Annotated in this window: 22 protein-coding genes and 1 riboswitch; of the genes, 11 read left to right on the top strand and 11 right to left on the bottom strand. The window is 60.8% G+C overall.

The genetic code is table 11. From position 1 onward, the window contains the following. Positions 1–228: 228 nt before the first annotated feature. Complete coding sequence (locus JBE38_RS12825; RefSeq protein ID WP_205344404.1) at positions 229–894, top strand: polysaccharide lyase family 7 protein; 666 nt, start codon at positions 229–231, stop codon at positions 892–894. A 73-nt stretch (positions 895–967) separates the two neighbouring features. Here JBE38_RS12825 and fba read toward each other — a convergent pair whose 3' ends face one another. The 6 genes from fba to tkt form a co-directional block, all read right to left on the bottom strand. Further along, positions 968–2,032 carry a class II fructose-bisphosphate aldolase gene (gene fba / locus JBE38_RS12820; protein ID WP_003177554.1) on the bottom strand — a complete coding sequence of 355 codons (1,065 nt, stop codon included), beginning with the start codon at positions 2,030–2,032 and terminating at the stop codon, positions 968–970. 280 nt (positions 2,033–2,312) lie between these two features. Continuing rightward, the gene (locus JBE38_RS12815; protein WP_060753403.1) at positions 2,313–2,645 is read right to left on the bottom strand and encodes an MliC family protein; all 333 of its coding nucleotides are present in this window, start codon (positions 2,643–2,645) and stop codon (positions 2,313–2,315) included. Positions 2,646–2,706: 61 nt separating this feature from the next. Then, on the bottom strand, positions 2,707–2,934 hold the full coding sequence (locus JBE38_RS12810; RefSeq protein WP_060753404.1) for a hypothetical protein: 228 nt from the start codon (positions 2,932–2,934) through the stop codon (positions 2,707–2,709). Between the two features lie 29 nt (positions 2,935–2,963). Continuing rightward, positions 2,964–4,127, bottom strand: coding sequence for a phosphoglycerate kinase (locus JBE38_RS12805; protein ID WP_060753405.1), 1,164 nt, complete (start codon positions 4,125–4,127; stop codon positions 2,964–2,966). A 17-nt stretch (positions 4,128–4,144) separates the two neighbouring features. Further along, a complete protein-coding gene (gene epd / locus JBE38_RS12800; RefSeq protein WP_090368291.1) occupies positions 4,145–5,200 on the bottom strand; it encodes an erythrose-4-phosphate dehydrogenase in 1,056 nt (351 codons plus the stop codon). 210 nt (positions 5,201–5,410) lie between these two features. Then, positions 5,411–7,408, bottom strand: a complete 1,998-nt coding sequence (gene tkt, locus JBE38_RS12795; protein ID WP_090368286.1) for a transketolase — start codon at positions 7,406–7,408, stop codon at positions 5,411–5,413. Between the two features lie 272 nt (positions 7,409–7,680). Between tkt and JBE38_RS12790 the strand changes: the two genes are divergently transcribed. The 5 genes from JBE38_RS12790 to JBE38_RS12770 all read left to right on the top strand — a co-directional run bounded on the left by JBE38_RS12790 (position 7,681) and on the right by JBE38_RS12770 (position 12,682). Next, the gene (locus JBE38_RS12790; protein WP_060753408.1) at positions 7,681–8,676 is read left to right on the top strand and encodes an ArsR/SmtB family transcription factor; all 996 of its coding nucleotides are present in this window, start codon (positions 7,681–7,683) and stop codon (positions 8,674–8,676) included. A gap of 19 nt (positions 8,677–8,695) precedes the next feature. Next, positions 8,696–9,886 carry a methionine adenosyltransferase gene (metK, locus tag JBE38_RS12785; protein WP_060753409.1) on the top strand — a complete coding sequence of 397 codons (1,191 nt, stop codon included), beginning with the start codon at positions 8,696–8,698 and terminating at the stop codon, positions 9,884–9,886. 220 nt (positions 9,887–10,106) lie between these two features. Beyond that, the gene (locus JBE38_RS12780) at positions 10,107–10,457 is read left to right on the top strand and encodes a hypothetical protein (protein ID WP_060753410.1); all 351 of its coding nucleotides are present in this window, start codon (positions 10,107–10,109) and stop codon (positions 10,455–10,457) included. A gap of 95 nt (positions 10,458–10,552) precedes the next feature. Further along, positions 10,553–12,217 (top strand): NAD-dependent DNA ligase LigB, encoded by a 1,665-nt coding sequence (gene ligB, locus JBE38_RS12775; RefSeq protein WP_205344403.1) that lies wholly within the window; start codon positions 10,553–10,555, stop codon positions 12,215–12,217. A 69-nt stretch (positions 12,218–12,286) separates the two neighbouring features. Beyond that, positions 12,287–12,682, top strand: coding sequence for a DUF1090 domain-containing protein (locus JBE38_RS12770; RefSeq protein ID WP_205344402.1), 396 nt, complete (start codon positions 12,287–12,289; stop codon positions 12,680–12,682). A gap of 6 nt (positions 12,683–12,688) precedes the next feature. Here the strand turns inward: JBE38_RS12770 and JBE38_RS12765 are convergent, their stop codons facing one another. After that, positions 12,689–13,138, bottom strand: coding sequence for a c-type cytochrome (locus JBE38_RS12765; RefSeq protein WP_064454500.1), 450 nt, complete (start codon positions 13,136–13,138; stop codon positions 12,689–12,691). 130 nt (positions 13,139–13,268) lie between these two features. Here JBE38_RS12765 and mltA point away from each other — a divergent pair, with 130 nt between their 5' ends. Beyond that, positions 13,269–14,450, top strand: a complete 1,182-nt coding sequence (mltA, locus tag JBE38_RS12760) for a murein transglycosylase A (RefSeq protein WP_060753414.1) — start codon at positions 13,269–13,271, stop codon at positions 14,448–14,450. Between the two features lie 135 nt (positions 14,451–14,585). On the opposite strand, the gene JBE38_RS12755 is transcribed toward mltA, so the two are convergent. Then, entirely contained in the window at positions 14,586–14,972 is a 387-nt protein-coding gene (locus tag JBE38_RS12755; protein WP_205344401.1) for an MAPEG family protein, read from the bottom strand. A 184-nt stretch (positions 14,973–15,156) separates the two neighbouring features. Between JBE38_RS12755 and JBE38_RS12750 the strand changes: the two genes are divergently transcribed. Beyond that, complete coding sequence (locus JBE38_RS12750) at positions 15,157–16,416, top strand: cation:proton antiporter (RefSeq protein ID WP_060753416.1); 1,260 nt, start codon at positions 15,157–15,159, stop codon at positions 16,414–16,416. Here JBE38_RS12750 and JBE38_RS12745 read toward each other — a convergent pair. The 3 genes from JBE38_RS12745 to JBE38_RS12735 all read right to left on the bottom strand — a co-directional run bounded on the left by JBE38_RS12745 (position 16,410) and on the right by JBE38_RS12735 (position 19,762). Then, complete coding sequence (locus JBE38_RS12745) at positions 16,410–17,297, bottom strand: formate/nitrite transporter family protein (RefSeq protein ID WP_060753417.1); 888 nt, start codon at positions 17,295–17,297, stop codon at positions 16,410–16,412. The genes JBE38_RS12750 and JBE38_RS12745 overlap by 7 nt on opposite strands. 72 nt (positions 17,298–17,369) lie before the next feature. Further along, positions 17,370–19,268, bottom strand: coding sequence for a patatin-like phospholipase family protein (locus JBE38_RS12740; RefSeq protein WP_205344400.1), 1,899 nt, complete (start codon positions 19,266–19,268; stop codon positions 17,370–17,372). Between the two features lie 89 nt (positions 19,269–19,357). Then, positions 19,358–19,762: an acyl-CoA thioesterase gene (locus JBE38_RS12735; protein WP_060753419.1), complete on the bottom strand. Its 405-nt coding sequence runs from the start codon at positions 19,760–19,762 to the stop codon at positions 19,358–19,360. Positions 19,763–19,960: 198 nt separating this feature from the next. After that, positions 19,961–20,067, top strand: a riboswitch (S-adenosyl-L-homocysteine riboswitch). 21 nt (positions 20,068–20,088) lie between these two features. Here JBE38_RS12735 and ahcY point away from each other — a divergent pair. The 3 genes from ahcY (at position 20,089) to JBE38_RS12720 (ending at position 23,523) form a co-directional block, all read left to right on the top strand. Continuing rightward, positions 20,089–21,498 carry an adenosylhomocysteinase gene (gene ahcY, locus JBE38_RS12730; protein ID WP_060753420.1) on the top strand — a complete coding sequence of 470 codons (1,410 nt, stop codon included), beginning with the start codon at positions 20,089–20,091 and terminating at the stop codon, positions 21,496–21,498. Positions 21,499–21,678: 180 nt separating this feature from the next. Beyond that, positions 21,679–22,524 (top strand): methylenetetrahydrofolate reductase [NAD(P)H], encoded by an 846-nt coding sequence (gene metF, locus JBE38_RS12725; RefSeq protein WP_060753421.1) that lies wholly within the window; start codon positions 21,679–21,681, stop codon positions 22,522–22,524. 195 nt (positions 22,525–22,719) lie between these two features. Beyond that, a complete protein-coding gene (locus JBE38_RS12720) occupies positions 22,720–23,523 on the top strand; it encodes a substrate-binding periplasmic protein (protein ID WP_205344399.1) in 804 nt (267 codons plus the stop codon). Positions 23,524–23,733: the final 210 nt, after the last annotated feature.

Genomic DNA, 23,733 nt, shown 5'->3' with positions numbered 1-23,733 from the left:
TTCTAAAAAAGCAGAAGCGACGTCGATACCATCATTGCGCCAATAGCCAGGAAGCCGACTAACGGTACAGCCCTACAGGCCACGCGGTATGGGACACATGGCTTTTTGGCATTCCATTGGCGCCAAAAATTTGCCAGCAAGTGTTTAACAATCGGTTTGAACCGACCTATAAAGAACCCGTGCAGCCCTCGGGCTAAAGCCTTCAACCCCTGCAATAAGGCCAACACCATGATCGACCTTTCCACCTGGAACCTGAGCATTCCTGTCGGCTCCCCGCCCGCGACTATCGACACACCGAAGCTGGTCAGCGGCTTCAAGGACCAGTACTTCCAGGCCGAAGGCAGCAACGTGCAATTCTGGACACCGGTGACCGGCACCCGCACCGAAAACGCCATCTACCCTCGCAGCGAATTACGTGAAACCTATGCCGACGGGAGGCTGCGCAACTGGACCTACCCAGAAGCGAACAACTTCCTGCGCGCGACCCTGGAGGTCAACCAGGTGCCGTCGTCCGGCAAAGTCGTGATCGGGCAGATTCACGCCTATGACAGCCAGAAGCCGCTGATCAAACTCGAATACCAGTTCAAGGAAAAGACCCAGACCGGCAACATCGTCGCCAAGGTGCGCATGCGCCCGGACGACGGCGAAGGCCGCGTGGTAAGCATCGCGTCGAATGTGCCGCTGGAGAAGAGTTTTACCTACGTGATCAACCTCAACAAAGCCGGCCTGCTCAGCGTGTACGCCGCGGACGGCGAGTGGAACGAACGAATCGGCGCGGCGTGGGGGAACAAGCCGTTGTACTTCAAGGCGGGGGTGTATGTGCAGGACAACAGCGGGGATAGCAAGGAAGGCGCGCGGGTGACGTTTGCCAAGTTGGATATTGATCACGAATAAACAACTGCAGTCGTCAAACTCCAGCCGAAAAAAAGCCCGCATCACTGCGGGCTTCTTTTCAAACACTTGAGGCTCAATTCACCTTGGCGTTCAACTCACCTTTCAAATACCGCTGGTACATCGCTTCCAACGAGATCGGCTTGATCTTCGAAGCATTACCGGCCGTGCCGAACGCTTCGTAGCGAGCGATGCACACGTCGCGCATTGCCGTTACGGTAGCTCCGAAGAACTTACGTGGGTCGAACTCGCTCGGGTTGGTCGCCATCAGGCGACGCATCGCACCGGTGGAGGCCAGGCGCAGGTCAGTGTCGATGTTGACCTTGCGCACGCCGTACTTGATGCCTTCGACGATTTCTTCAACCGGTACGCCGTAGGTTTCCTTGATGTCGCCGCCGTACTGGTTGATGATCGCCAGCCACTCTTGCGGTACCGAGGAAGAACCGTGCATCACCAGATGGGTATTGGGGATGCGCTTGTGGATTTCCTTGATGCGGTCGATGGCCAGCACGTCGCCGGTCGGTGGCTTGGTGAACTTGTAGGCGCCGTGGCTGGTGCCGATGGCGATGGCCAGGGCATCCACCTGGGTCTTTTTCACGAAGTCGGCGGCTTCTTCCGGGTCGGTCAGCATCTGGCTGTGATCCAGTACGCCTTCGGCGCCGATACCGTCTTCTTCGCCGGCCATGCCGGTTTCCAGGGAACCCAGGCAGCCCAGCTCACCTTCAACCGAGACGCCGCAGGCGTGAGCCATGGCCACGGTTTGTTGGGTCACGCGTACGTTGTACTCGTAGTCGGTCGGGGTCTTGCCGTCTTCGCCGAGGGAGCCGTCCATCATCACCGAGCTGAAGCCCAGTTGGATGGAGCGCTGGCACACATCAGGGCTGGTGCCGTGGTCCTGGTGCATGCACACCGGGATGTGCGGGAATTCTTCGATCGCGGCAAGGATCAGGTGACGCAGGAACGGCGCGCCGGCGTACTTGCGGGCACCGGCCGAAGCCTGGACGATCACGGGGGAGTCGGTCTTGTCAGCGGCTTCCATGATGGCGCGCATCTGCTCAAGGTTGTTGACGTTAAAGGCTGGGACGCCGTAGCCGAACTCGGCTGCGTGGTCCAGCATTTGACGCATGCTGATAAGTGCCATTGTGTTGTCTCTCCCGATCGAGGGTCGTTAATCGTGCAAGCCTGCCGTAGCGCAGGCTGCTATTCAAGTTATTGCCGGTCAGGTTTTGTAAGCCTGGCCTGCTGAATCGTTATTTCTGATGGGCGCGACTCAAGTTCCAGTTTTGAACCGAATCTCATGTGGGAGGGGGCTTGCTCCCGATGGCAGCCTCCCAGTGATGAATCTCTTGACTGACCCACCGCTATCGGGGGCAAGCCCCCTCCCACATTTGGATCTCATGACCTTCGAGACCGCGCTCCAGTTACTGGGCCTTGCAGCCGCGCCCGATCAAATCGTCGGTCGCAACCCAGTAGACCAGGCCTTCCTCACCTTTTGTGTGAAACGCCAATTGGCCGTCGCTGTACAGCACGCCCGAGGCGGCAACCTCTTGTTTGAGGCGGTAAACCTGCTCCGAACCCCCGAGGCGCACATCCACCTCGGAACGGGCCTGGTTCGCGAAGCGCCAGTTGACCTCAGCCTTGCTGTCGCAGGTCCAGGTGGTCCACTTATCGGCAGGCTCTGCCTTGTTGAACATGTTCATGCTGCTGCAACCGGCCAACAGGGCCAGTGCCGCGAGGGCGAAAACGCCTTTCATTGCCAATCCTCGAACGCAGGCCCAAGGGCCGCTGCTGCTGTCGGTTAGTTGATCAGACCCGTCAAGGGCAACCCTGTTCCTGACCGTTGGGCGCGGCGTCGTATTTCTCCAGCCGCTCGTTGCCGATGCGCTTGTTGATCACCGGCATGGTTTCGGCTTGCCAGTCAGCCTGGTAGCAACTGTGTTTGCGAGGCGCATCGGCTTTGTCCGCCTCGGGCGCCACACGTGGTGTGCTACCGCAGGCGGCCAACAGGCCTGCGGTCATCACCAATGCCAGCGACTTGATCATGGGAATGCTCCTTTTCCGGATCACGCGCCTTAACCTTTGGCTCGGGTTTCCAGCACTTCCACGGCCGGCAGCACCTTGCCCTCGACGAACTCGAGGAACGCGCCACCACCGGTAGAAATGTAGGATATTTGATCAGCAACGCCATATTTATCGATGGCCGCCAGGGTGTCGCCGCCACCGGCGATGGAGAACGCCGCGCTTTCAGCAATCGCCTTGGCCAGCACTTTGGTGCCGTTGCCGAACTGGTCGAATTCGAACACGCCGACCGGACCGTTCCACAGGATGGTCTGGGAAGCTTTCAGCAGTTCGGCGAAATTAGCCGCGGTTTGTGGGCCGATATCCAGGATCATGTCGTCGGCGGCCACGTCAGCGATCAGCTTGACGGTGGCTGCGGCGCTCTCGGCGAACTCCTTGGCAACCACCACGTCGACCGGCAACGGCACGCTGACCTTGGCGGCGATGGCGCGGGCGGTGTCCAGCAGGTCCGGCTCATACAGCGACTTGCCTACCGGGTGGCCGGCAGCGGCCAGGAAGGTGTTGGCGATACCGCCGCCGACGATCAACTGGTTGCAGATCTGGCTCAGGCTGTTGAGCACGTCCAGCTTGGTGGACACTTTGGAGCCGGCCACGATGGCGGCCATCGGTTGCGCCGGCGCGCCCAGGGCCTTGCCCAGTGCATCCAGTTCAGCCGCCAGCAGTGGGCCGGCCGCCGCGACCTTGGCGAACTTGGCCACGCCGTGGGTCGAACCTTCGGCACGGTGAGCGGTGCCGAAGGCGTCCATCACGAACACGTCGCACAGGGCCGCGTATTGCTGGGCCAGTTCGTCGCTGTTCTTTTTCTCGCCCTTGTTGAAGCGCACGTTTTCGAACAGCACGATATCGCCCGCTTTAACCTCAACGCCACCCAGGTAGTCAGCTACCAGCGGCACGTCGCGGCCCAGGGCCTTGCTCAGGTAGTCGGCCACCGGCTTGAGGCTGTTTTCGGCGGAGAACTCACCTTCGGTCGGACGGCCCAGGTGGGAGCAGACCATCACGGCCGCGCCTTTTTCCAGGGCCAGCTTGATGGTCGGCAGCGAGGCCAGGATTCGCGCATCGCTGGTGACAACACCGTCCTTGACTGGGACGTTGAGGTCTTCGCGGATCAGTACGCGCTTACCTTGCAGATCGAGGTCGGTCATCTTCAACACGGTCATGGGTCGCAGTTCCTGAATTACTGTTGAGGTTGTTTAGAAGCGATGTGCAGATAGTGTTCGGCAACATCCAGCATGCGGTTGGCAAAGCCCCATTCGTTGTCGAACCAGGCCAGGATGTTCACCAGCCTGGGGCCGGAAACGCGGGTCTGGCTGGCATCGACAATCGCCGAATGCGGGTCATGGTTGAAATCACAACTGGCGTGGGGCAACTCGGTGTAGGCCAGCAAGCCTTTGAGCGGGCCGCGGGTGGCGGCATCACGCAGGATCCGGTTGACCTCCGTCGCATCGGTGTCGCTGACGGTCTGCATGGTGATATCCAGGCAGGACACGTTCACAGTCGGCACCCGTACGGCTTTGGCCTGGATTCGCCCGGCAAGTTCCGGCAAAAGGCGCTCGATACCACGGGCCAGGCCGGTGGACACCGGAATCACCGACTGGAACGCCGATCGTGTGCGGCGCAGGTCTTCGTGATGGTAGGCGTCAATCACCGGCTGGTCGTTCATCGCCGAGTGAATCGTGGTGATCGACACATAATCCAGGCCAATCGCCTGATCCAGCAGGCGCAACAGCGGCACGCTGCAGTTGGTGGTGCAGGAGGCGTTGGACACCAGCAACTCATCACCGGTCAGGCAATCCTGGTTGATGCCGTACACGATGGTGGCGTCGACATCCGCCTCGCTGGCCATCGGCTGGGAAAACAGCACGCGTGGCGCGCCGGCGTCGAGGAACCGCTGGCCATCGGCACGGGTGTGGTAAGCACCGGAGCATTCCAACACCAGGTCGACGCCCAGCGCCGCCCAGTCGATGCCCTCGGGGGTGGCACTGCGCAGCACTTTCACGCAGTTGCCATTAATGTGCAGACAATCGCCGTCAACCCGCACTTCGCCAGGGAAGCGGCCGTGGGTGGAGTCAAAGCGTGTCAGGTATTCAATACTGGCCATGTCGGCCAGATCGTTGATCGCGACAATTTCAAAGCCAGCCGCCGCCCCTCGCTCGAACAGAGCACGCAAGACGCAACGACCAATGCGGCCGTAGCCGTTGAGTGCAACTTTGTAGGGACGCGGTTGAGGCATGGGGTTCTCGTAGTGTGGGCGACATAAACCATTGTAGGAGCGAGCTTGCGTGGCGAGGGAGCTTGCTCCCGCTGGAGTGCGAAGCACTCCCAGACCGGTTGACGAAGTGTATCTGACACATATCGATCGCACGGTTTGGGGCCGCTTCGCAGCCCAGCGGGAGCAAGCTCCCTCGCCACAACAAGCTCGCACCTACAAGGAGACGTGCTTTTAGTCTTCCAGCAGCTCTTCAGCCTGGCCCAGGATGTTCTCCAGGGTGAAGCCGAACTCTTCGAACAACGCTGGCGCCGGCGCCGACTCACCGTAGGTGGTCATGCCGATCACACGGCCTTCCAGGCCCACGTACTTGTACCAGTAGTCGGCGTGAGCCGCTTCGATGGCAATGCGCGCGCCGACTTGCAGCGGCAATACCGATTGCTTGTAGCTCGCGTCCTGGGCTTCGAACACGCTGGTGCAAGGCATCGAAACAACACGAACCTTGCGGCCTTGCTCGGTCAGCTTGTCATAAGCCTGAACCGTGAGACCCACTTCGGAACCGGTGGAGATCAGGATCAGTTCCGGCTCGCCGGCGCAGTCCTTGAGCACGTAGCCGCCGCGGCTGATGTCGGCGATCTGCGCGTCGGTACGCACCTGGTGCTGCAGGTTCTGACGCGAGAAGATCAGCGCCGATGGGCCGTCCTTGCGCTCGATCGCATGCTTCCAGGCCACCGCGGATTCCACCGCGTCGGCAGGGCGCCAGGTGTCCAGGTTCGGCGTGGTGCGCAGGCTGGTCAGTTGCTCGACCGGCTGGTGCGTCGGGCCGTCTTCGCCCAGGCCGATGGAGTCGTGGGTGTACACATGGATCACACGCTTCTTCATCAGCGCGGCCATGCGCACGGCGTTGCGTGCGTATTCCATGAACATCAGGAAGGTCGCGCCGTAAGGCACCAGGCCGCCGTGCAGCGACACGCCGTTCATGATGGCGCTCATGCCGAATTCGCGCACGCCGTAGTACATGTAGTTGCCGCTGGCATCTTCAGCCGAGACACCTTTGCAACCTTTCCACAGGGTCAGGTTGGAACCGGCCAGGTCAGCCGAACCGCCGAGGATCTCAGGCAGCAGCGGGCCGAAGGCATTCAGGGTGTTCTGGCTGGCTTTACGGCTGGCGATGGTCTCGCCCTTGGCCGCGACTTCGGCGATGTAGGCCGAGGCTTTTTCCGCGAAATCGGCAGGCAGGTCACCGGCCAGGCGGCGTACCAGTTCGTTGGCCAACTCAGGGAACTGAGCGGAGTAGGCAGCAAAACGCTGATCCCATTCGGCTTCAGTGGCCAGACCTTTTTCCTTGGCGTCCCATTCGGCATAGATGTCGGCAGGAATTTCAAAGGGGCCGTGGTTCCACTTCAGCGCTTCGCGGGTCAAGGCGATTTCCGCGTCACCCAGCGGGGCGCCGTGGCAGTCTTCCTTGCCTTGCTTGTTCGGCGAGCCGAAACCGATGGTGGTCTTGCAGCAGATCAGGGTTGGCTGCGCGCTCTTGCGAGCGGTGTCGATAGCGGTCTTGATTTCTTCCGGGTCGTGGCCGTCGACGTTGCGGATCACCTGCCAGTTGTAGGCTTCGAAACGCTTCGGGGTGTCATCGGTGAACCAGCCTTCGACTTCGCCGTCGATGGAGATGCCGTTGTCATCGTAGAAGGCAATCAGCTTGCCCAGGCCCAGGGTGCCGGCCAGGGAAGCGACTTCGTGGGAAATGCCTTCCATCATGCAGCCATCACCCAGGAACACATAGGTGTGGTGGTCGACGATGTCGTGGCCAGGGCGGTTGAACTGTGCGCCCAGCACTTTTTCAGCCAGTGCGAAGCCGACGGCGTTCGCCAGGCCCTGGCCCAGGGGGCCGGTGGTGGTCTCCACGCCTGGGGTGTAGCCGAATTCCGGGTGGCCCGGAGTGCGGCTGTGCAGCTGGCGGAAGCTCTTGAGGTCATCGATGGTGACGTCGTAGCCGGTCAGGTGCAGCAGCGAGTAGATCAGCATCGAGCCATGGCCGTTGGACAGCACGAAGCGGTCACGGTCGGCGAACGACGGGTTGCTCGGGTTGTGCTTCAGGTAGTCACGCCAAAGTACCTCGGCGATATCCGCCATGCCCATCGGGGCACCGGGATGGCCGCTGTTGGCTTTTTGCACGGCATCCATGCTGAGGGCACGAATGGCGTTGGCACGCTCACGACGGCTGGGCATCGCTGATCTCCTGGGGATTTTGAATAGACAATGAATAAAAGAAACGGAAAAAAGGACCGGCATTTTCCCTCAGCCACCGCCTGCGGGCAATGACAGATAGTCACTTGGCGGTGTTTTTCCTGTGCTTTAAGCGGCAATCGCCTGCAGAAACCTTTCACCGGTTCGTCCCAAGACTATACCGACTGCTTATAACCGCCACTTATCGTTCAATATCAAAACTTTTTGATATTGACCTTGCGGGGACCTCCCCCCACCACTAGACTGCTGGCCTTATGAACCTACCCGTGCCCTCCCTGCGCCCCGACGACGGCGATGAACTGGCAGCCTTGTGCAAGGCCGCTGGCGATCCGTTGCGGCTGAACGTATTGCGTGCACTGGCCAACGACTCCTTCGGCGTACTGGAACTGGCGCAGATCTTCGCCATCGGCCAGTCGGGCATGAGCCACCACTTGAAGGTGCTGGCCCAGGCCGAACTGGTGGCCACCCGCCGTGAAGGCAATGCGATCTTCTACCGCCGCGCCCTGCCCCACACCGAGCTGCTCGGCGGCAAGTTGCACGCGGCCTTGCTGGAGGAAGTGGACAACCTCGGGTTGCCGTCGGATGTACAGTCGCGTATCGCTCAAGTGCACGGGCAACGCGCCGCTGCCAGCCAGGACTTTTTCTCAAGGGTAGCCGAGAAGTTTCGCGCCCAGCAGGACCTGATCGCCGGTTTGCCCCAGTACCGCGAGAGCGTACTGGCGTTGTTGGACAAGCTGAGCTTCAGTGAAGAGGCGAGCGCACTGGAAGTCGGCCCCGGCGATGGCGGTTTCCTGCCGGAGCTGGCGCGCCGCTTCAAGCAGGTCACTGCGCTGGACAACAGCCCGGCCATGCTCGAGCTGGCGCGCCAGTTATGCGAGCGCGAGGCACTGGGCAATGTCAGCCTGCAGTTGGCTGACGCCCTGAATCACACCAGCCTGCGGGCCGACTGCGTGGTACTGAATATGGTCTTGCACCATTTCGCTGCCCCCGCCGACGCCCTCAAGCAAATGGCCGGGTTGCTGCACCCCGGCGGTAGCCTGCTGGTTACGGATCTATGCAGCCACAACCAGAATTGGGCCAGGGAGGCCTGCGGTGATCTCTGGTTGGGTTTTGAACAGGACGATCTGGCCCGTTGGGCCACCGCTGCGGGACTCGTTCCCGGGGAAAGCCTCTATGTAGGTTTACGTAATGGTTTCCAGATCCAGGTTCGCCACTTTCAGCGACCGGCTGGCGACACTCACCATCGGTAAATATCAGGAAAACATCGAGATGAGCGAATACTCCCTTTTCACCTCCGAGTCCGTGTCTGAAGGGCATCCGGACAAAATCGCCGACCAGATTTCTGATGCGGTGCTGGACGCCATCATTGCTCAAGACAAGTTCGCCCGCGTGGCGTGCGAGACCCTGGTGAAAACCGGTGTAGCGATCATCGCTGGCGAAGTGACCACTTCGGCCTGGGTCGACCTGGAGCAGATCGTCCGTGATGTGATCACCGACATCGGCTACAACAGCTCCGACGTCGGCTTCGACGGCGCCACCTGCGGCGTGATGAACATCATCGGCAAGCAGTCCCCCGACATCAACCAGGGCGTGGACCGTGCCAAGCCGGAAGATCAAGGCGCGGGCGACCAGGGCCTGATGTTCGGCTACGCCAGCAACGAGACCGACGTGCTGATGCCGGCGCCGATCACCTTCTCGCACCAGTTGGTACAGCGCCAGGCCGAAGCCCGTAAATCCGGCCTGCTGCCATGGCTTCGCCCGGACGCCAAGTCCCAGGTGACCTGCCGCTACGACGGCGGCAAGGTGGTCGGTATCGACGCTGTTGTATTGTCGACCCAACACAACCCGGACGTGTCCTACGCCGACCTGCGTGAAGGCGTGATGGAGCTGATCGTCAAGCACGTGCTGCCTGCCGAATTGCTGAGCAAAGACACCCAGTTCCACATCAACCCGACCGGCCAGTTCATCATCGGTGGCCCGGTGGGCGACTGCGGCCTCACCGGTCGCAAGATCATCGTCGACAGCTACGGCGGCATGGCCCGTCACGGCGGTGGCGCGTTCTCGGGCAAAGACCCATCCAAGGTTGACCGCTCGGCGGCCTACGCCGGTCGTTACGTGGCCAAGAACATCGTCGCCGCCGGCCTGGCCGAGCGTTGCGAGATTCAAGTGTCCTACGCCATCGGTGTAGCGCAGCCTACATCGATCTCGCTGAATACTTTCGGCACCGGCAAGATCAGCGACGACAAGATCATCAAGCTGGTACGCGAAATTTTCGACCTGCGCCCTTACGCGATCACCACCATGCTCGACCTGCTGCATCCGATGTACCAGGAAACCGCAGCCTATGGCCACTTCGGCCGTACACCTGCACAGAAGACCGTCGGCGACGACACCTTCACCACCTTCACCTGGGAAAAAACCGACCGCGCCAACGACCTGCGCACCGCTGCCGGTTTGTAATCGCTCGCAGTACCCAAGGCCCCGCCGGTTAGCCCGGCGGGGCTTTTTATTGCCCGCAGGTTTACGCACAACGGTCAAATATTTTGGATCCAAACCTTGCAGGCCAAATAATGGCCCTCTAGAATCCGCGCCCTCTCGGGCCCTTCACCTCCATCTGGATATTGCACTGCGCCCGCCCGGGACGGATAAGCGCGCAGGCAATCGAACATTGAGGTTTTTCATGCGCATTTCCACGCTCGCCCCTGCCGCCCTTTTGCTCAGCCTGTTCACCCTGCCGGCTCACGCCGCAGACCTGAGCGCATTGAGCGGTGCCCTGAGCTCCCAACTGGGCGGCGGTAATTCCGGCGATTGCCAGCAACACGCCAAAGACCTGCAAGCCAAGATCGATGCCGCCAACGCCCAGAACGACGTTTTGAAAGTGAAGGCCTTTGAGGCTGCGCTGGAACAAGTCAACAAAGGTTGCAACAAACTCGCCGAATCCCAGGCCAAAGTCGACGCCAGCCAGCAAAAGCAGCAGGCCAAGGCACAGAACAACGACGCGGTGAAAGCCTTGGGCGGGCTGTTCAAGTAAGCCGAAACACCCAGTAAAAAGCCCCGCTCGTTCGGGGCTTTTTTGTGGCTGCGTGGATCACTTAGGCTGGGCACCCTTTTCGAGCAAGGATGCTCATGATGCGCTTGCTGATGGTTTTACTGCTGAGTGCTCTACCTTTTTGGGCCACGGCCGAAGACTGCACCGACCGGACCCGCTCACAGTTCGACACCCTGGCCAGGCAAATACACCTGTGGGATGACCGTTACCACCGCCTCGGCCAATCCCCCGTCAGTGACGAGCTCTACGACCAGGCCCGCCAGCGCCTGAGCCGGTGGCGCGAATGTTTTCCCCAACCCACATCGGACACCGACTCACCCCTGGCCAGTTCACGGGGCACGCAGCCTCATCCGGTGGTACACACCGGCCTCGAAAAGTTGCTGGATGAATCGGCCGTCGGCGACTGGCTTGGGCACCGCCAAGACGTCTGGATTCAACCCAAGGTCGACGGCGTGGCGGTTACATTGGTGTATCGCAACGGGCGCTTGAGCCAAGTCATCAGTCGCGGCGATGGCGTGCTCGGCCAGGACTGGTCCGCCTCCGCCAGCAAGATCGCCGCGATCGTCCAGCAACTGCCGGAGCCCATCGATGTCGTGTTGCAAGGCGAGCTTTACTGGCGCCTGGATGCACACGTGCAGTCGGCACAGGGCGGGCTCAATGCCCGCAGCAAAGTAGCCGGCCTGATGAACCGCCACCAGTTGAGTGACGTCGAAGCCGCCGGAATCGGCCTTTTCGTCTGGGCCTGGCCAGAAGGCCCGGCCAGCTTCTCCGAGCGCCTGGCGACCCTGGCACGCTGGGGTTTCAGCGACAGCGAACGTTACAGCCACCCTATCAAACACATCAGCGAAGCCGCGCATTGGCGCACTTATTGGTACAACCAACCTCTGCCCTTCGCCAGCGATGGCGTGGTGTTGCACCAGGCCGCGCGCGCACCCGCCGAACGCTGGCAAGTCGCCGCACCTTACTGGGCAGTCGCCTGGAAGTACCCGGCCGCCAAGGCCCTGGCACTGGTCCGCAAGGTGCAATTCAAGATCGGTCGCACGGGGCGCATCACTCCCATTCTGGAACTGGAACCCGTGCGCCTGGATGATCGGCAGATCAGCCGGGTCAGCGTCGGCTCCCTCATGCGCTGGCAAACCCTGGATATCCGCCCCGGAGACCAGGTGTCCATCAGCCTGGCCGGCCAGGTGATCCCACGATTGGACGAAGTCATCCTGCGCAACAAGACCCGGGTGCAAGTGCAAGTGCCCGACGCCCACGCGTTCCATGCCTTGAGCTGCTGGCAACTGGACCCCGGCTGCGAGGAGCAGTTGCTCGCGCGCCTGACCTGGCTCAGCAGCAACCAGGGCCTGGCTTTACCGCATATGGGCCGCGAGACCTGGAACATATTGATCCAGGCCGGTCTAATCGCAGGCTTTCTCGATTGGTTAACCCTGGATGCGACAGAGCTTGCTAACATTGACGGCTTCGGCGAGCGCAGCCGTGCGCGGGTGCTCGACAACATCCTCAGCGCCCGGCAACGCCCTTTTGCACAATGGCTCAAAGCCCTGGGCGTACCGCCCTCGGCACGCAACAACCTGGAAGGCGGCTGGCACACCCTGGCTGCCCGGGACACACAAGCCTGGCTCGCCACCGACGGCATAGGCCCGGGTCGCGCCGCGCAACTCAGCGCTTTTTTTCACGACCCGCAAGTGCAGGCGCTGGCTCAAACATTACGTACGGCCGGAATAGACGGGTTTTGAACCCAGGCCAACTACCTTTAACCCCGGCAGAATTCATCCTGCCATCGGATCGCGACTTTGGAGTTCCACATGAATTTATTCGCACCCCTCGCCCTATTGACCGCCGCAAGCTTCATGACCACACCGTTGCTGGCAGCCGAAGAAGACTCACCACTCACCGGTTGCGCCGCCAAGCGCCAGGCCATCAGCACGCAGATCGAACAAGCCAAGGTGCACGGCAACAGCGAGCAACAGGCCGGCCTGGAAAAAGCCCTGAGCGAAGTCACCACCCACTGCACTGACGCCTCCTTGCGCAAAGAGCGTGAAAACAAAGTGCTAGACGCCAAGCACGAAGTCAGCCGCCGTCAGGCCGACCTCGACAAGGCGATGAAAAAGGGCGACGCCGACAAGATCAACAAGCGCAAGGACAAGCTCGCCGACTCGCGCAAAGAACTGCAGGACGCCGTGGAAGAACTCGACAAATAAAACCGGTCAGTGGTCTCGGAACTGCTTATGGCAGGCGGTGCAGGCATCTTCGACCTTCTGTACGGCGGGCCCCAGGTTGCTGGCTTTGTAAGGCTGGACTTGGCTGGCGATCACCAGCTCACCGGTGGCCGCCTCAAGGTTACGCGCCAGTTCCTGAAAACGGGCCTGTTGTTGCCACACGTTATCCTTGGCGCTGGTATGGTCTTCTTCACGCACGCTTGGGAAATGTTTCCACGGTTCGTGGGACAACGCGTCCAGCTTGACCGCACCTTCGGCAAACTTTGCACCGTCGAACGGAATGCGTCCGCGCAACATGCCACCCAGGTCTTCGCCGGTCTTGAGCATCTGCTTGAAGATCGCCTTGCGCTGACCCAGCGGCGAGTTCGGATCAACACCGCCACAGGCGGACAACGTCAGGCAGGCCAGCAGTACCACGGTCAGTTTTTTAAAAGTCATGATGGCTTCAAGGTCACGGGAACGGCGGCCAGTATCCTCGCCCCGCCCGCAAAGACCAATAGCCCTATTAATAATAAGGGTTGCCCGCTGGCGTGAATGCACGGGTGACCGCTTCAGGAATTGCTTGTATATGAATCTCACCTTCAAACCTTGGAGCCGCCTGGCGTGGGCTCTGCCGATCATCGCGCTGCTGGCGGGCTGTGACGGCGGCAAAGACGCCAATCAACCGCAAGCCCCCAAACCCCATGCCATCGCCACTTATGTGAGCGCGCCGTGGGAAGCCTTGCCAAGCGTGTCCGACAGCGACCTGCTGGCCGGTTTTGAATCCTGGCGCAGTGCCTGCCAACGCCTCAAGGCCGACCCGGTGTGGGGTGCGACCTGTGCGGCCGCAGTGAGCGTGCCGGGCAATGCCGAGGCGGTTCGCGGTTTTCTCAAGGAACGCCTGGATGTATTTGGCCTGCGCTCGGCCGACAACACTCCGAACGGCCTGATCACCGGCTACTACGAGCCGGTCTACCCCGGCAGCCTGACCGAAACCGCCACGGCCCATGTGCCGGTGTATGGCGTACCGGACGACCTGATCATCGTCAACCTGGAAAGTATCTACCCCGAACTCAAGGGCAAGCGCCTGCGTGGTCGCCTGGAAGGTCGCGTACTCAAGCCCTATGACGACGCCGGCACCCTCAACAGCCAAGGCTCGACCGCCAAGCCGATTGCCTGGCTGACGAACCCGATGGACCTGCAGTTCCTGCAAATTCAGGGCTCGGGGCGTATTCAACTGGCAGGCGGGCGCCAACTACGCGTGGGTTACGGCGACCAGAACGGCTACCCCTATCGCCCGATCGGGCGCTGGCTGGTGGAGCAAGGCGAACTGAAAAAAGACGACGTGACCATGGGCGCCATCAGCGCCTGGGCCAAGGCCCATCCACAGCGCATTCCGGAACTGCTGGCGAGCAACCCCAGCTACGTGTTCTTCAGCGCCCGCCCCGACAGTAACGAAGGGCCACGGGGTTCTTTGAATGTGCCGTTGACGGCCGGTTATAGCGTGGCCGTTGATCGCAAGGTCATTCCGCTCGGCAGCCTGTTGTGGCTGTCGACCACCAAACCCGATGGTTCACCGATCTCAAGGCCCGTTGCCGCGCAAGACACGGGCGGTGCGATCACCGGTGAAGTGCGCGCGGACTTGTTCTGGGGCACGGGGGATGCGGCGGGTGAATTGGCCGGGAACATGAAGCAGCAGGGACAGATCTGGATGTTGTGGCCTAAAGGTGCTGCATTGCCACAGGTGCCGGACGCACCTGCCGGCACCTGATGTTGACCTATGGCGAGGCCGCCCCAAACCAGGCACCTGAGCTCTGCCTGGAAGAACGCGGTGCCTGGATTAGGGCGGCTTCGCCACCCAGCGCGGGGCAAGCCCGCTCACTACATCAGGGGTTTGCGTCAGGCGTCAGATCGAGACAAAGAAGAAACTCGCAATCAACGCCATGCCCACGAACCACACCAGCGAACGCAACATCGCCCAGTCCGCCAGGTAGCAAATGATGTACAGCAGGCGACTGGTGATAAACAACACGGCCAGCACGTTGATCGTCACCAGCGACGCCGTACCGGCCAGGTGCGCAATAATCACCGCCGCGGCGAATGCCGGCGTCACCTCAAAGCTGTTCAGTTGTGCGTTGTGGGCGCGTCTGGCTACCCCGTCGAGGGTATCCAGGAAGGCACGTGGGTCGTGGTTCTGCCGCGGTCCGAATTTGCCGCCGCTGAACTTGGCCACTCCCGTGCACAGGTAAGGTAGGAAAATCGCGATCAATACACACCAGAATGCCACCGTCATCACAGATTCCTTTTGTTGTTTTAACCAGCGGTTAGAGTTTTAGCACTAAACATTCGCGACCGCACTCACCCGCTATGAGCCCTGTCGAACCGAAAAGGTTCTATCCAGCGCTTGCAACATCCCACCGCTGCTGCGGTCCATCCACCCATTGACGAACGATCCAAACCACTTCCAAGGACCCCGGATGCTTGAACTTGTCGCCGCTTTCATTTGCCTCACCACACTGCTCACCTATGTGAACTTCCGTTTTATCGGCCTGCCGCCCACTATTGGCGTGATGGTCACGGCCCTGCTCTTCTCACTGATCCTGCAAGGGTTGAGCGTGCTTGGCTACCCTGGCCTGGAAGACCGCATCCAGCAACTGATCGGCCAGATCGACTTCGGCGACTTGCTGATGAACTGGATGCTGTCGTTCCTGTTGTTTGCCGGCGCCTTGCACGTCAACTTGAACGACCTGCGCAGTTACCGCTGGCCCATCGGCCTGCTGGCAACCTTCGGCGTGTTGATTGCTACCGTGGTGATCGGCAGCCTGGCGTATTACATCTTTGCCCTGTTTGGCTGGCACGTGAGCTTCCTCTACTGCCTGCTGTTCGGCGCGCTGATTTCGCCCACTGACCCGATTGCGGTGCTCGGCGTACTGCGTACCGCCAACGCCTCGAAACCCTTGAAAACCACCATCGTCGGCGAATCGCTGTTCAACGACGGCACAGCGGTCGTGGTGTTTACCGTATTGCTGGGCATCGCGCAGTTGGGCGAAACCCCCACCGTGGGTGCCACCGCCATGCTGTTCGCCCACGAGGCGTTGGGTGGCGTGGTGTTCGGCGGCTTGATTGGTTACCTGGTGTACCTGATGATCAAAAGCATTGAACAGCATCAGGTCGAAGTGATGCTGACCCTTGCCCTGGTCATCGGCGGCTCGGCGATGGCCACCGAACTGCACGTCTCTGCACCGATTGCGATGGTGGTCGCGGGGCTGATCATCGGCAACCTGGGCCGCAAGCTGGCAATGAACGACATGACCCGGCGCTACCTGGACGGTTTCTGGGAACTGCTCGATGACATGCTCAACGCCCTGCTGTTTGCGCTGATCGGCATGGAGCTGTTGCTGCTGCCGTTCAACTGGCTGCATGTATTGGCGGCAAGCTTGCTGGCCGTGGCGATCCTGCTGTCGCGCCTGCTGACGGTGGCTCCAGCGATCCTGCTGCTGCGTCGCTGGCGCAGCGTGCCGCGTGGCACCATCCGCATTCTCACCTGGGGCGGCTTGCGCGGCGGCGTTTCGGTGGCATTGGCCCTGGCCTTGCCGCTGGGCCCGGAACGCGACCTGTTGCTGAGCATCACCTACATCGTGGTGCTGTCATCGATCCTGCTGCAGGGCTTGAGCATCGGCAAGCTGGTCAAGCATGTGACCCAGGGCGAACCCGAGGCCACACCCGAACCTCACTGATCCTTGTTGATGGGCTGCGGATGCCTTGGGTCCGCAGCTTGTTTGCGGGGCAGGCTGCCTTCGCTGCGGATCTGCGCATGGCTGATCAACGCAAAGATGAAGCTGCCACCAATGATGTTGCCGGCCAGGGTCGGGCCGGCAAATACCAGCCAGAAGTCATGCCACGACAGTTCACCGGCAAACACGAGGTAGGACACTTCCGCCGACCCCACCACGATATGGGTGAAGTCGCCCAGCGCCATCAGGTAGGTGATCAGAACGATGATCCAGATCTTGGCGCTTTCCATCGACGGGATCATCCACACCATGGTGGCGATCATCCAGCCGGAAACGATGCCCTTGGCGAACATCTGGCCGGCGTCGTTCTCCATGATCTTGCGCCCGATCTCGAGGAAGGCAAGGTCGGTCTTGCTGTCGAAGATCGGCAAGTGAAGCATCACGTAGGCAACCAGCAAGGTGCCGCACAAGTTACCCACCAGCACCACGGACCACAGCCGCAGCAGCCGACCCGCATTGTTCAGCGTAGGTTTGCTCATCACCGGCAGCACGGCGGTCAGGGTGTTCTCGGTGAACAGTTGCTGGCGCGCCAGGATCACCGCGAGGAACCCCGCGCAATAGCCGAAACTGGCGATGACCTTGAAGGCTTCGCCCTCCGGCAAGCGCGAGTTGAGCAGCCCCATGGCCATCAATGACAACCCCATGGTCAACCCGGCTGCCAGCGCCGACCACCACAACGCCGCAACGTTGCGCTCCAGTTCCTGGTCGCCCTGGGTACGGATGATTTCATGCAACACAGCCGCGCGGGGCGGCTGGTTTTTGTCTACGTCCTGCTGCTCTTCCTGCGACAGGTTGGGGGTCTTGCCGTCTTCGGGGGTGGCCATGATCTACAGTGTCCTTAGGGGGTTCCTGTAGCTACGACACGCCGCAACGATGGCTGTTCAGTGGCACCGTATTTAAACCGGAATGCGCCAGGCCTTGGCCATTTCAACGGTGGTCGACCTGACCGGCTTGCTCCAGGGTTTATTGCGCGCACCGTAGTGCTCAATGATGCCGTCGAGTACGCGGTTGAACTCGGCGGGCGTGGTCGCATCGGCCAAGTCACGCGCCGAGCGCTGCAATAACTCAAGATTGGCCTTCGATTGGCCCGGGCGGTGCATTGAGGGGTAAATCACTTCACGCGTGAAATTCTCGGCTTTCACCGCGATATCGCGTCTTTTCATCTCAGCGACGGCACTGCTCATCACTTTGGACAGGGGCGAAGCTTGTTTGGCAGCCACTTGCAGCAACTGCTGGAAGTTGCGCTGGCCCGGCGCATTCAAGCGCTGCGCCAGCCACTCGATGTGCTCAGGTTTACGGGCCAGCGCGTCCAGGTTACGCAAGGCTGCCGCCACCTTGGGCGTGACCTTGAGGGCACCACCGGCTTGATTGGCCTCGCTGATGGCGCTGTCCAAGGCGTGCAAGGCTTGTTGTGCATGCCTGCGAAACATCAGCACCTGTGCGGCAGCCGGGTCTTTCTGGAGTTCCGTTTGCACGCCGGCAAGCAGTTCATCGTCCATCGCCAGCACCGCACTTTCCAATGAAGGAAACTCGTGCGCTTCACGCGCCTGCGCACGCTGATCCAGATGCCCTGCGACCGCTTGCCGGCTGCGTGCCTGCAGCTCCTGTTTCTGTTCGGGGGTCATGGTGAAGTTGACCGTACCGTTGAGCAGGCCGCGAAAGTCACCTTTGCTGGTTTTCAGCGGCAAGGTCACCGTCTGATCGCGATACGCCTTGAGTCGCTGCTCCTGATAAGCACCCGCTGCGGCGTGGGGCGTACCGGTAAAGCGGTCGACCAAATGACTGAAGAATCCCCCACTTTTTTTCGGCCCTGCTGCTGCGGACTCAAACTCGACGACCAGCGACTCGGGCCGATTCAACGGGCCCTGCGCAACGGCGCCGCCGATCACCCCCGGCGCGGGCGTATTGACCAGCAGGCCACCGTCCTGAAACGCCGTAATCTGAGCCTGTGCCTGGAATTCATGGCCTTGCTCCTCAGGGCTTTTGAACAGCCCCGGCAAGGCACCCGAGATACGTGCTGCCCGGGCAATGTCCATATCCGGGGTGAGGCTGGCATTGAACACAACCAACTGCGGCCGCCCATCGAACATGCCCGTGCCGGTGATATTGAGTGACTTGATCGCCGGGATATGCCGGCTCAACACCTCCAGATCGCGGAACGTCGGCGCACCACCGGCTCTGAGCCTGGCGGCGATCTTCATCACCTCGGCGGGCGGCTTGGCCCCGGGCATTGCGGCGATATGGGCGAGGATCGACTTGCGCGACTCGTTGCGTATCATCTCCTCCAGCGGCGAGGCCTCGGTTTGCAGGCGCGGCAACAGGGTCAGCAGCAGTTGGGAAATGTTGCCGGCGGCGCCTGGCAGACGCCCGGCGAGCTTGCCAAGTTCGGAGCTGATGGTTTGCAGCCAGGCCGTCACCGGGTCCTGGCTATTGAGCAGGCTGGGCAGGTCGATACTGTTCGACAACTCACCGAACGCCTGCGCGCCCATGCCGCTGGCGATCAGGGTCGCGGAAATCGCTCCGGCCGATGAGCCGGAAATCACTTTGACGCCAGGGAGCTTGTTGGCCTGCTCGAGCGCCTGTAGCACTCCGGGGAAAGCGATACCCTTCGCACCGCCACCACTGAGCACAAGATGGCTCACCGCCGGCGGCGACAGAACCACTTTTACGCGGCCATCGCTGTAACGATGAAGGCTTAACTTGCGCGGGCCCACCTCCTTGAGCAGAGGCGTCTTCACCTCCTGTTCGAGCGCTTGAGGAAACGAAGATTGGACAGGCGAGGTTGACACTTTCATACACGGGGCTCTCTCTACAGGGTGTAGGCCTGAGTGATAAGAGAGCCACGCAAAGATCCTTACGGAATAACCCGGTAAAGATTCAACACCTACCCGGCGACGGCGTCGTCCTGGAACTGGTCCTTCACGTATTTGATCTCGGTACGCCCATGGGGCGCAGGCAAGCCATCTTCGCCGAGGTTGACGAACACCATTTTTTCCACGGTGAGGATACTTTTACGCGTGATCTTGTTGCGCACTTCACAGGTCAGGGTGATGGAGGTGCGGCCGAACTCGGTAGCCGTGATGCCCAGTTCGATGATGTCGCCCTGGCGCGAAGCGCTGACGAAGTTGATTTCGGAAATGTACTTGGTCACCACGCGCTGGTTGCCCAGTTGGACAATCGCGTAGATGGCCGCTTCTTCATCGATCCAGCGCAGCAGGCTGCCGCCGAACAGGGTGCCGTTGGGGTTGAGGTCTTCAGGTTTTACCCACTTGCGGGTGTGGAAGTTCATGGTCACTCCAAAGCGTCTTGCCGAATGATGGGTGACATCATGGCAGAGCCTGGGCTCTGGCTCTATGAGCCATTGCCTATCAACCCCATGAGCGATCTTCATATGACCGACGGAAAGGCTTGGGAAGTCAGGCGCACACGGCTATAATCGCCACCGTTTCAAAACGGTCATCTACGATTGATACCGTTCTCCCGCCACCTGTCCGAGGGGCGCTGCAGCAGGTTCAACCTGTCAGGCTCGGATGGGGCGTTGTCCGGCCTGGTTGCCCTGGCCTGATACTAAACGCACAACGGCGCCCATTCGCACACTACGAATGGAGGCTCTTCATGAGCGCTGTCAACACGCCTGCAGATTTCAACGACTACAAAGTCGCCGACATGTCCCTCGCTGCCTGGGGCCGTCGCGAAACCTTTATCGCCGAATCCGAAATGCCTGCCCTGATGGGCCTGCGTCGCAAGTACGCCGCTGAGCAGCCGCTCAAGGGCGCGAAGATTCTCGGCTGCATCCACATGACCATCCAGACTGCCGTGCTGATCGAAACCCTGGTTGCACTGGGTGCCGAAGTACGCTGGTCGTCCTGCAACATTTTCTCGACTCAAGACCAGGCCGCTGCCGCGATCGCTGCCGCCGGTATCCCGGTATTCGCCTGGAAAGGCGAGACCGAAGAAGAGTACGAGTGGTGCCTGGAGCAAACCATCCTCAAAGATGGCAAGCCTTGGGATGCCAACATGATCCTCGACGACGGCGGCGACCTGACCGAGCTGCTGCACAAGAAATACCCGGCCATCCTGGACCGCGTCCACGGCGTGACCGAAGAAACCACCACTGGCGTACACCGCCTGCTGGACATGCTGGCCAAGGGCGAGCTGAAAATCCCGGCCATCAACGTCAACGACTCGGTGACCAAAAGCAAGAACGACAACAAGTACGGCTGCCGTCACAGCCTGAACGACGCCATCAAGCGCGGCACCGACCACCTGCTGTCGGGCAAGCAAGCCCTGGTGATCGGCTACGGTGACGTGGGCAAGGGTTCGTCCCAGTCGCTGCGTCAGGAAGGCATGATCGTCAAAGTCTCCGAAGTCGACCCGATCTGCGCCATGCAAGCCTGCATGGACGGCTTCGAAGTGGTTTCGCCGTTTATCGATGGCGTCAATGACGGCACCGAAGCGAGCATCGACAAGGCCCTGCTGGGCAAGATCGATCTGATCGTCACCACGACCGGCAACGTGAATGTTTGCGACGCGAACATGCTCAAAGCCCTGAAGAAGCGTGCTGTTGTCTGCAACATCGGTCACTTCGACAACGAGATCGACACCGCTTTCATGCGCAAGAACTGGGCATGGGAAGAAGTGAAGCCGCAGGTACACAAGGTTCACCGTACCGGTGCCGGCGATTTCGACCCGCAGAACGACGACTACCTGATCCTGCTGGCTGAAGGCCGCCTGGTTAACCTGGGCAACGCCACCGGCCACCCAAGCCGCATCATGGACGGCTCGTTCGCCAACCAGGTACTGGCGCAGATCTTCCTGTTCGGCCAGAAGTACGCCGACCTGTCGCCGGCCCAGAAAGCCGAGCGCCTGACGGTAGAAGTACTGCCGAAGAAACTCGACGAAGAAGTGGCCCTGGAAATGGTCCGCGGCTTCGGCGGCGTTGTGACTCAACTGACCAAGACCCAGGCCGACTACATCGGCGTGACCGTTGAAGGTCCGTTCAAGCCGCACGCTTACCGCTACTGATTTGCCTGCTGCCCGCTCTCTACTCACGGGAGAGCGGGCTTTATGTGGGAGGGGGCTTGCCCCCGATGGCGGTAGCACATTCAACAGCTCTGTTGACTGAACGACTGCTATCGGGAGCAAGCCCCCTCCCACATTGACGGTGTACACCTCCCGGCATTTTGAGTTTCCAAGGATCCGACCATGTCCCAAGACCGTCGCTACAGCTTCGAGTTCTTCCCGACCAAGACCGATGCTGGGCATGAAAAACTGATGGCCACTGCTGAGCAACTGGCCCGCTACAACCCTGACTTCTTCTCCTGCACCTACGGTGCCGGCGGCTCCACCCGCGACCGTACGATCAACACCGTGCTGCAGCTGGAAAGCCAAGTCAAAGTTCCCGCCGCTCCGCACTTGTCGTGCGTGGGCGACAGCAAGGCCGACCTGCGTAGCCTGCTGACCCAATACAAGCAAGCCGGCATCAAGCGTATCGTCGCCCTGCGTGGTGACCTGCCGTCCGGTATGGGGATGGCCAGCGGTGAACTGCGCCACGCCAATGACCTGGTGAGCTTCATCCGCGAAGAAAGCGGCGATCACTTCCATATCGAAGTGGCGGCTTACCCGGAGATGCACCCTCAGGCACGTAACTTCGAAGACGATCTGCGCAACTTCGTACGCAAGGCCAATGCCGGCGCCGACAGCGCGATCACCCAGTACTTCTTCAACGCCGACAGTTACTTCTACTTCGTCGAGCGTGTACGGGCCATGGGCGTGAACATCCCAATCGTGCCGGGCATCATGCCGATTACCAACTACAGCAAGCTGGCACGTTTCTCCGACGCTTGCGGCGCTGAAATCCCACGCTGGGTGCGCAAGCAACTGGAAGCCTATGGTGATGACGTCAAGAGCATCCAGGCGTTCGGTGAACAGGTCATCACGCAAATGTGCGAACAATTGTTACAAGGCGGTGCGCCAGGGCTGCATTTCTATACCCTGAACCAGGCTGAACCCAGCCTTGCCATCTGGAACAACCTCAAGCTGCCACGCTAACGCTTGCCCGGTTGTGCCAAGGCCCTCGTCCAGACGAGGGCCTTTGTCGTTTTACGTAGCCACGGAACTGCGAAATCCGCCCCACCTCCGATCAAGGCCCATGCCCACTTGATGGACGCTGCGGCGAAATAGCTCGCGCCGCCAATGCGCGTGCCAGAGCTTCTCTTTAGGGCTGGAGCGTCGTAATCTCCCGGCATGCCTGTCATTTTAAAGCTGTTGACTGCTGCGCTTTTCGCTTGCCTGAGCCTGGCCGCTTACGGCGAGAAGCTGCGCATTGTCACTGAGCCTTGGACGCCCTACGTCTACGACGACAACGGCACCATGCGCGGGCTCGACTATGAAACCACGGTGACCGTGTTCCAGCGCCTGGGGGTGGATGTGCAATGGCAGTTCCTGCCCTGGAAGCGCTGCCTGGCAATGCTCGACCAAGGCCACGCCGATGGTGCGCTGGATATTTTCCACAGCCACGACCGCGATGCGCTGCTGCTTTACCCCAGCGAGCCGTTATCGGAGGTCGAATTCGTGCTGTTCTACGCCAACGAACGCCCTCACCCCGCCAAGACCCTGGACGAGTTGCGCGGCCTGACGGTCGGCATCTCGCCAGGCTACCTGTATGGCAGCGCCTTCAGTGACTCCACGGCCTTCAACCGCGAGCCGGCCCCCAGCCACGAAGCCAATTTCGGCAAACTCATGCTGGGACGTATCGACCTGCTGATCACTGACCGACGCGTGGGAATGCATGTGATCAAGGACCTGGGCCTGGAAGGCAAGGTCAGCCAGGCACCGCTGGTGGTCAGTCGCCAGCAGCAATTTCTGGCCGTACGCCGTGGCGCGGGCATGGACCTGCTGGTGCAACGTTTCGCCGCCGAGCTCAAGCGCTTCAAGCAAGAGCCGGCCTATGCCATCTTGAGCGCAAAATACGGCGATGCCCACCTACACAGCACCCCGATTACCACGCCCGCAGGAACCGTTGAGCAGCAGGAAAGCAGCGCGCAGTGATTGCTCTGTTATACTCCGGCCTTTCCGCCAGGCTTACGCCCGGCCGCTGAGGTCTTGAAAAAGGCACCTAACCCAGCTACTGCGCAGCTTTCAGCCCGCGCGAGCCGGTGGAGTGCCCGCCAGACGCAGCAGGACCGGACGGGGTTGCGCTCCCCTAAGCGCCATTCACGCCCGGCAAGATTATCCCTTTGGGCCAAGCCCTAACTAAAA

It is taken from the genome of Pseudomonas sp. ICBG1301 (assembly GCF_016918385.1).
GTDB classification, from domain to species: domain Bacteria; phylum Pseudomonadota; class Gammaproteobacteria; order Pseudomonadales; family Pseudomonadaceae; genus Aquipseudomonas; species Aquipseudomonas palleroniana.
This window is presented reverse-complemented; position numbering and strand designations above follow the sequence as displayed.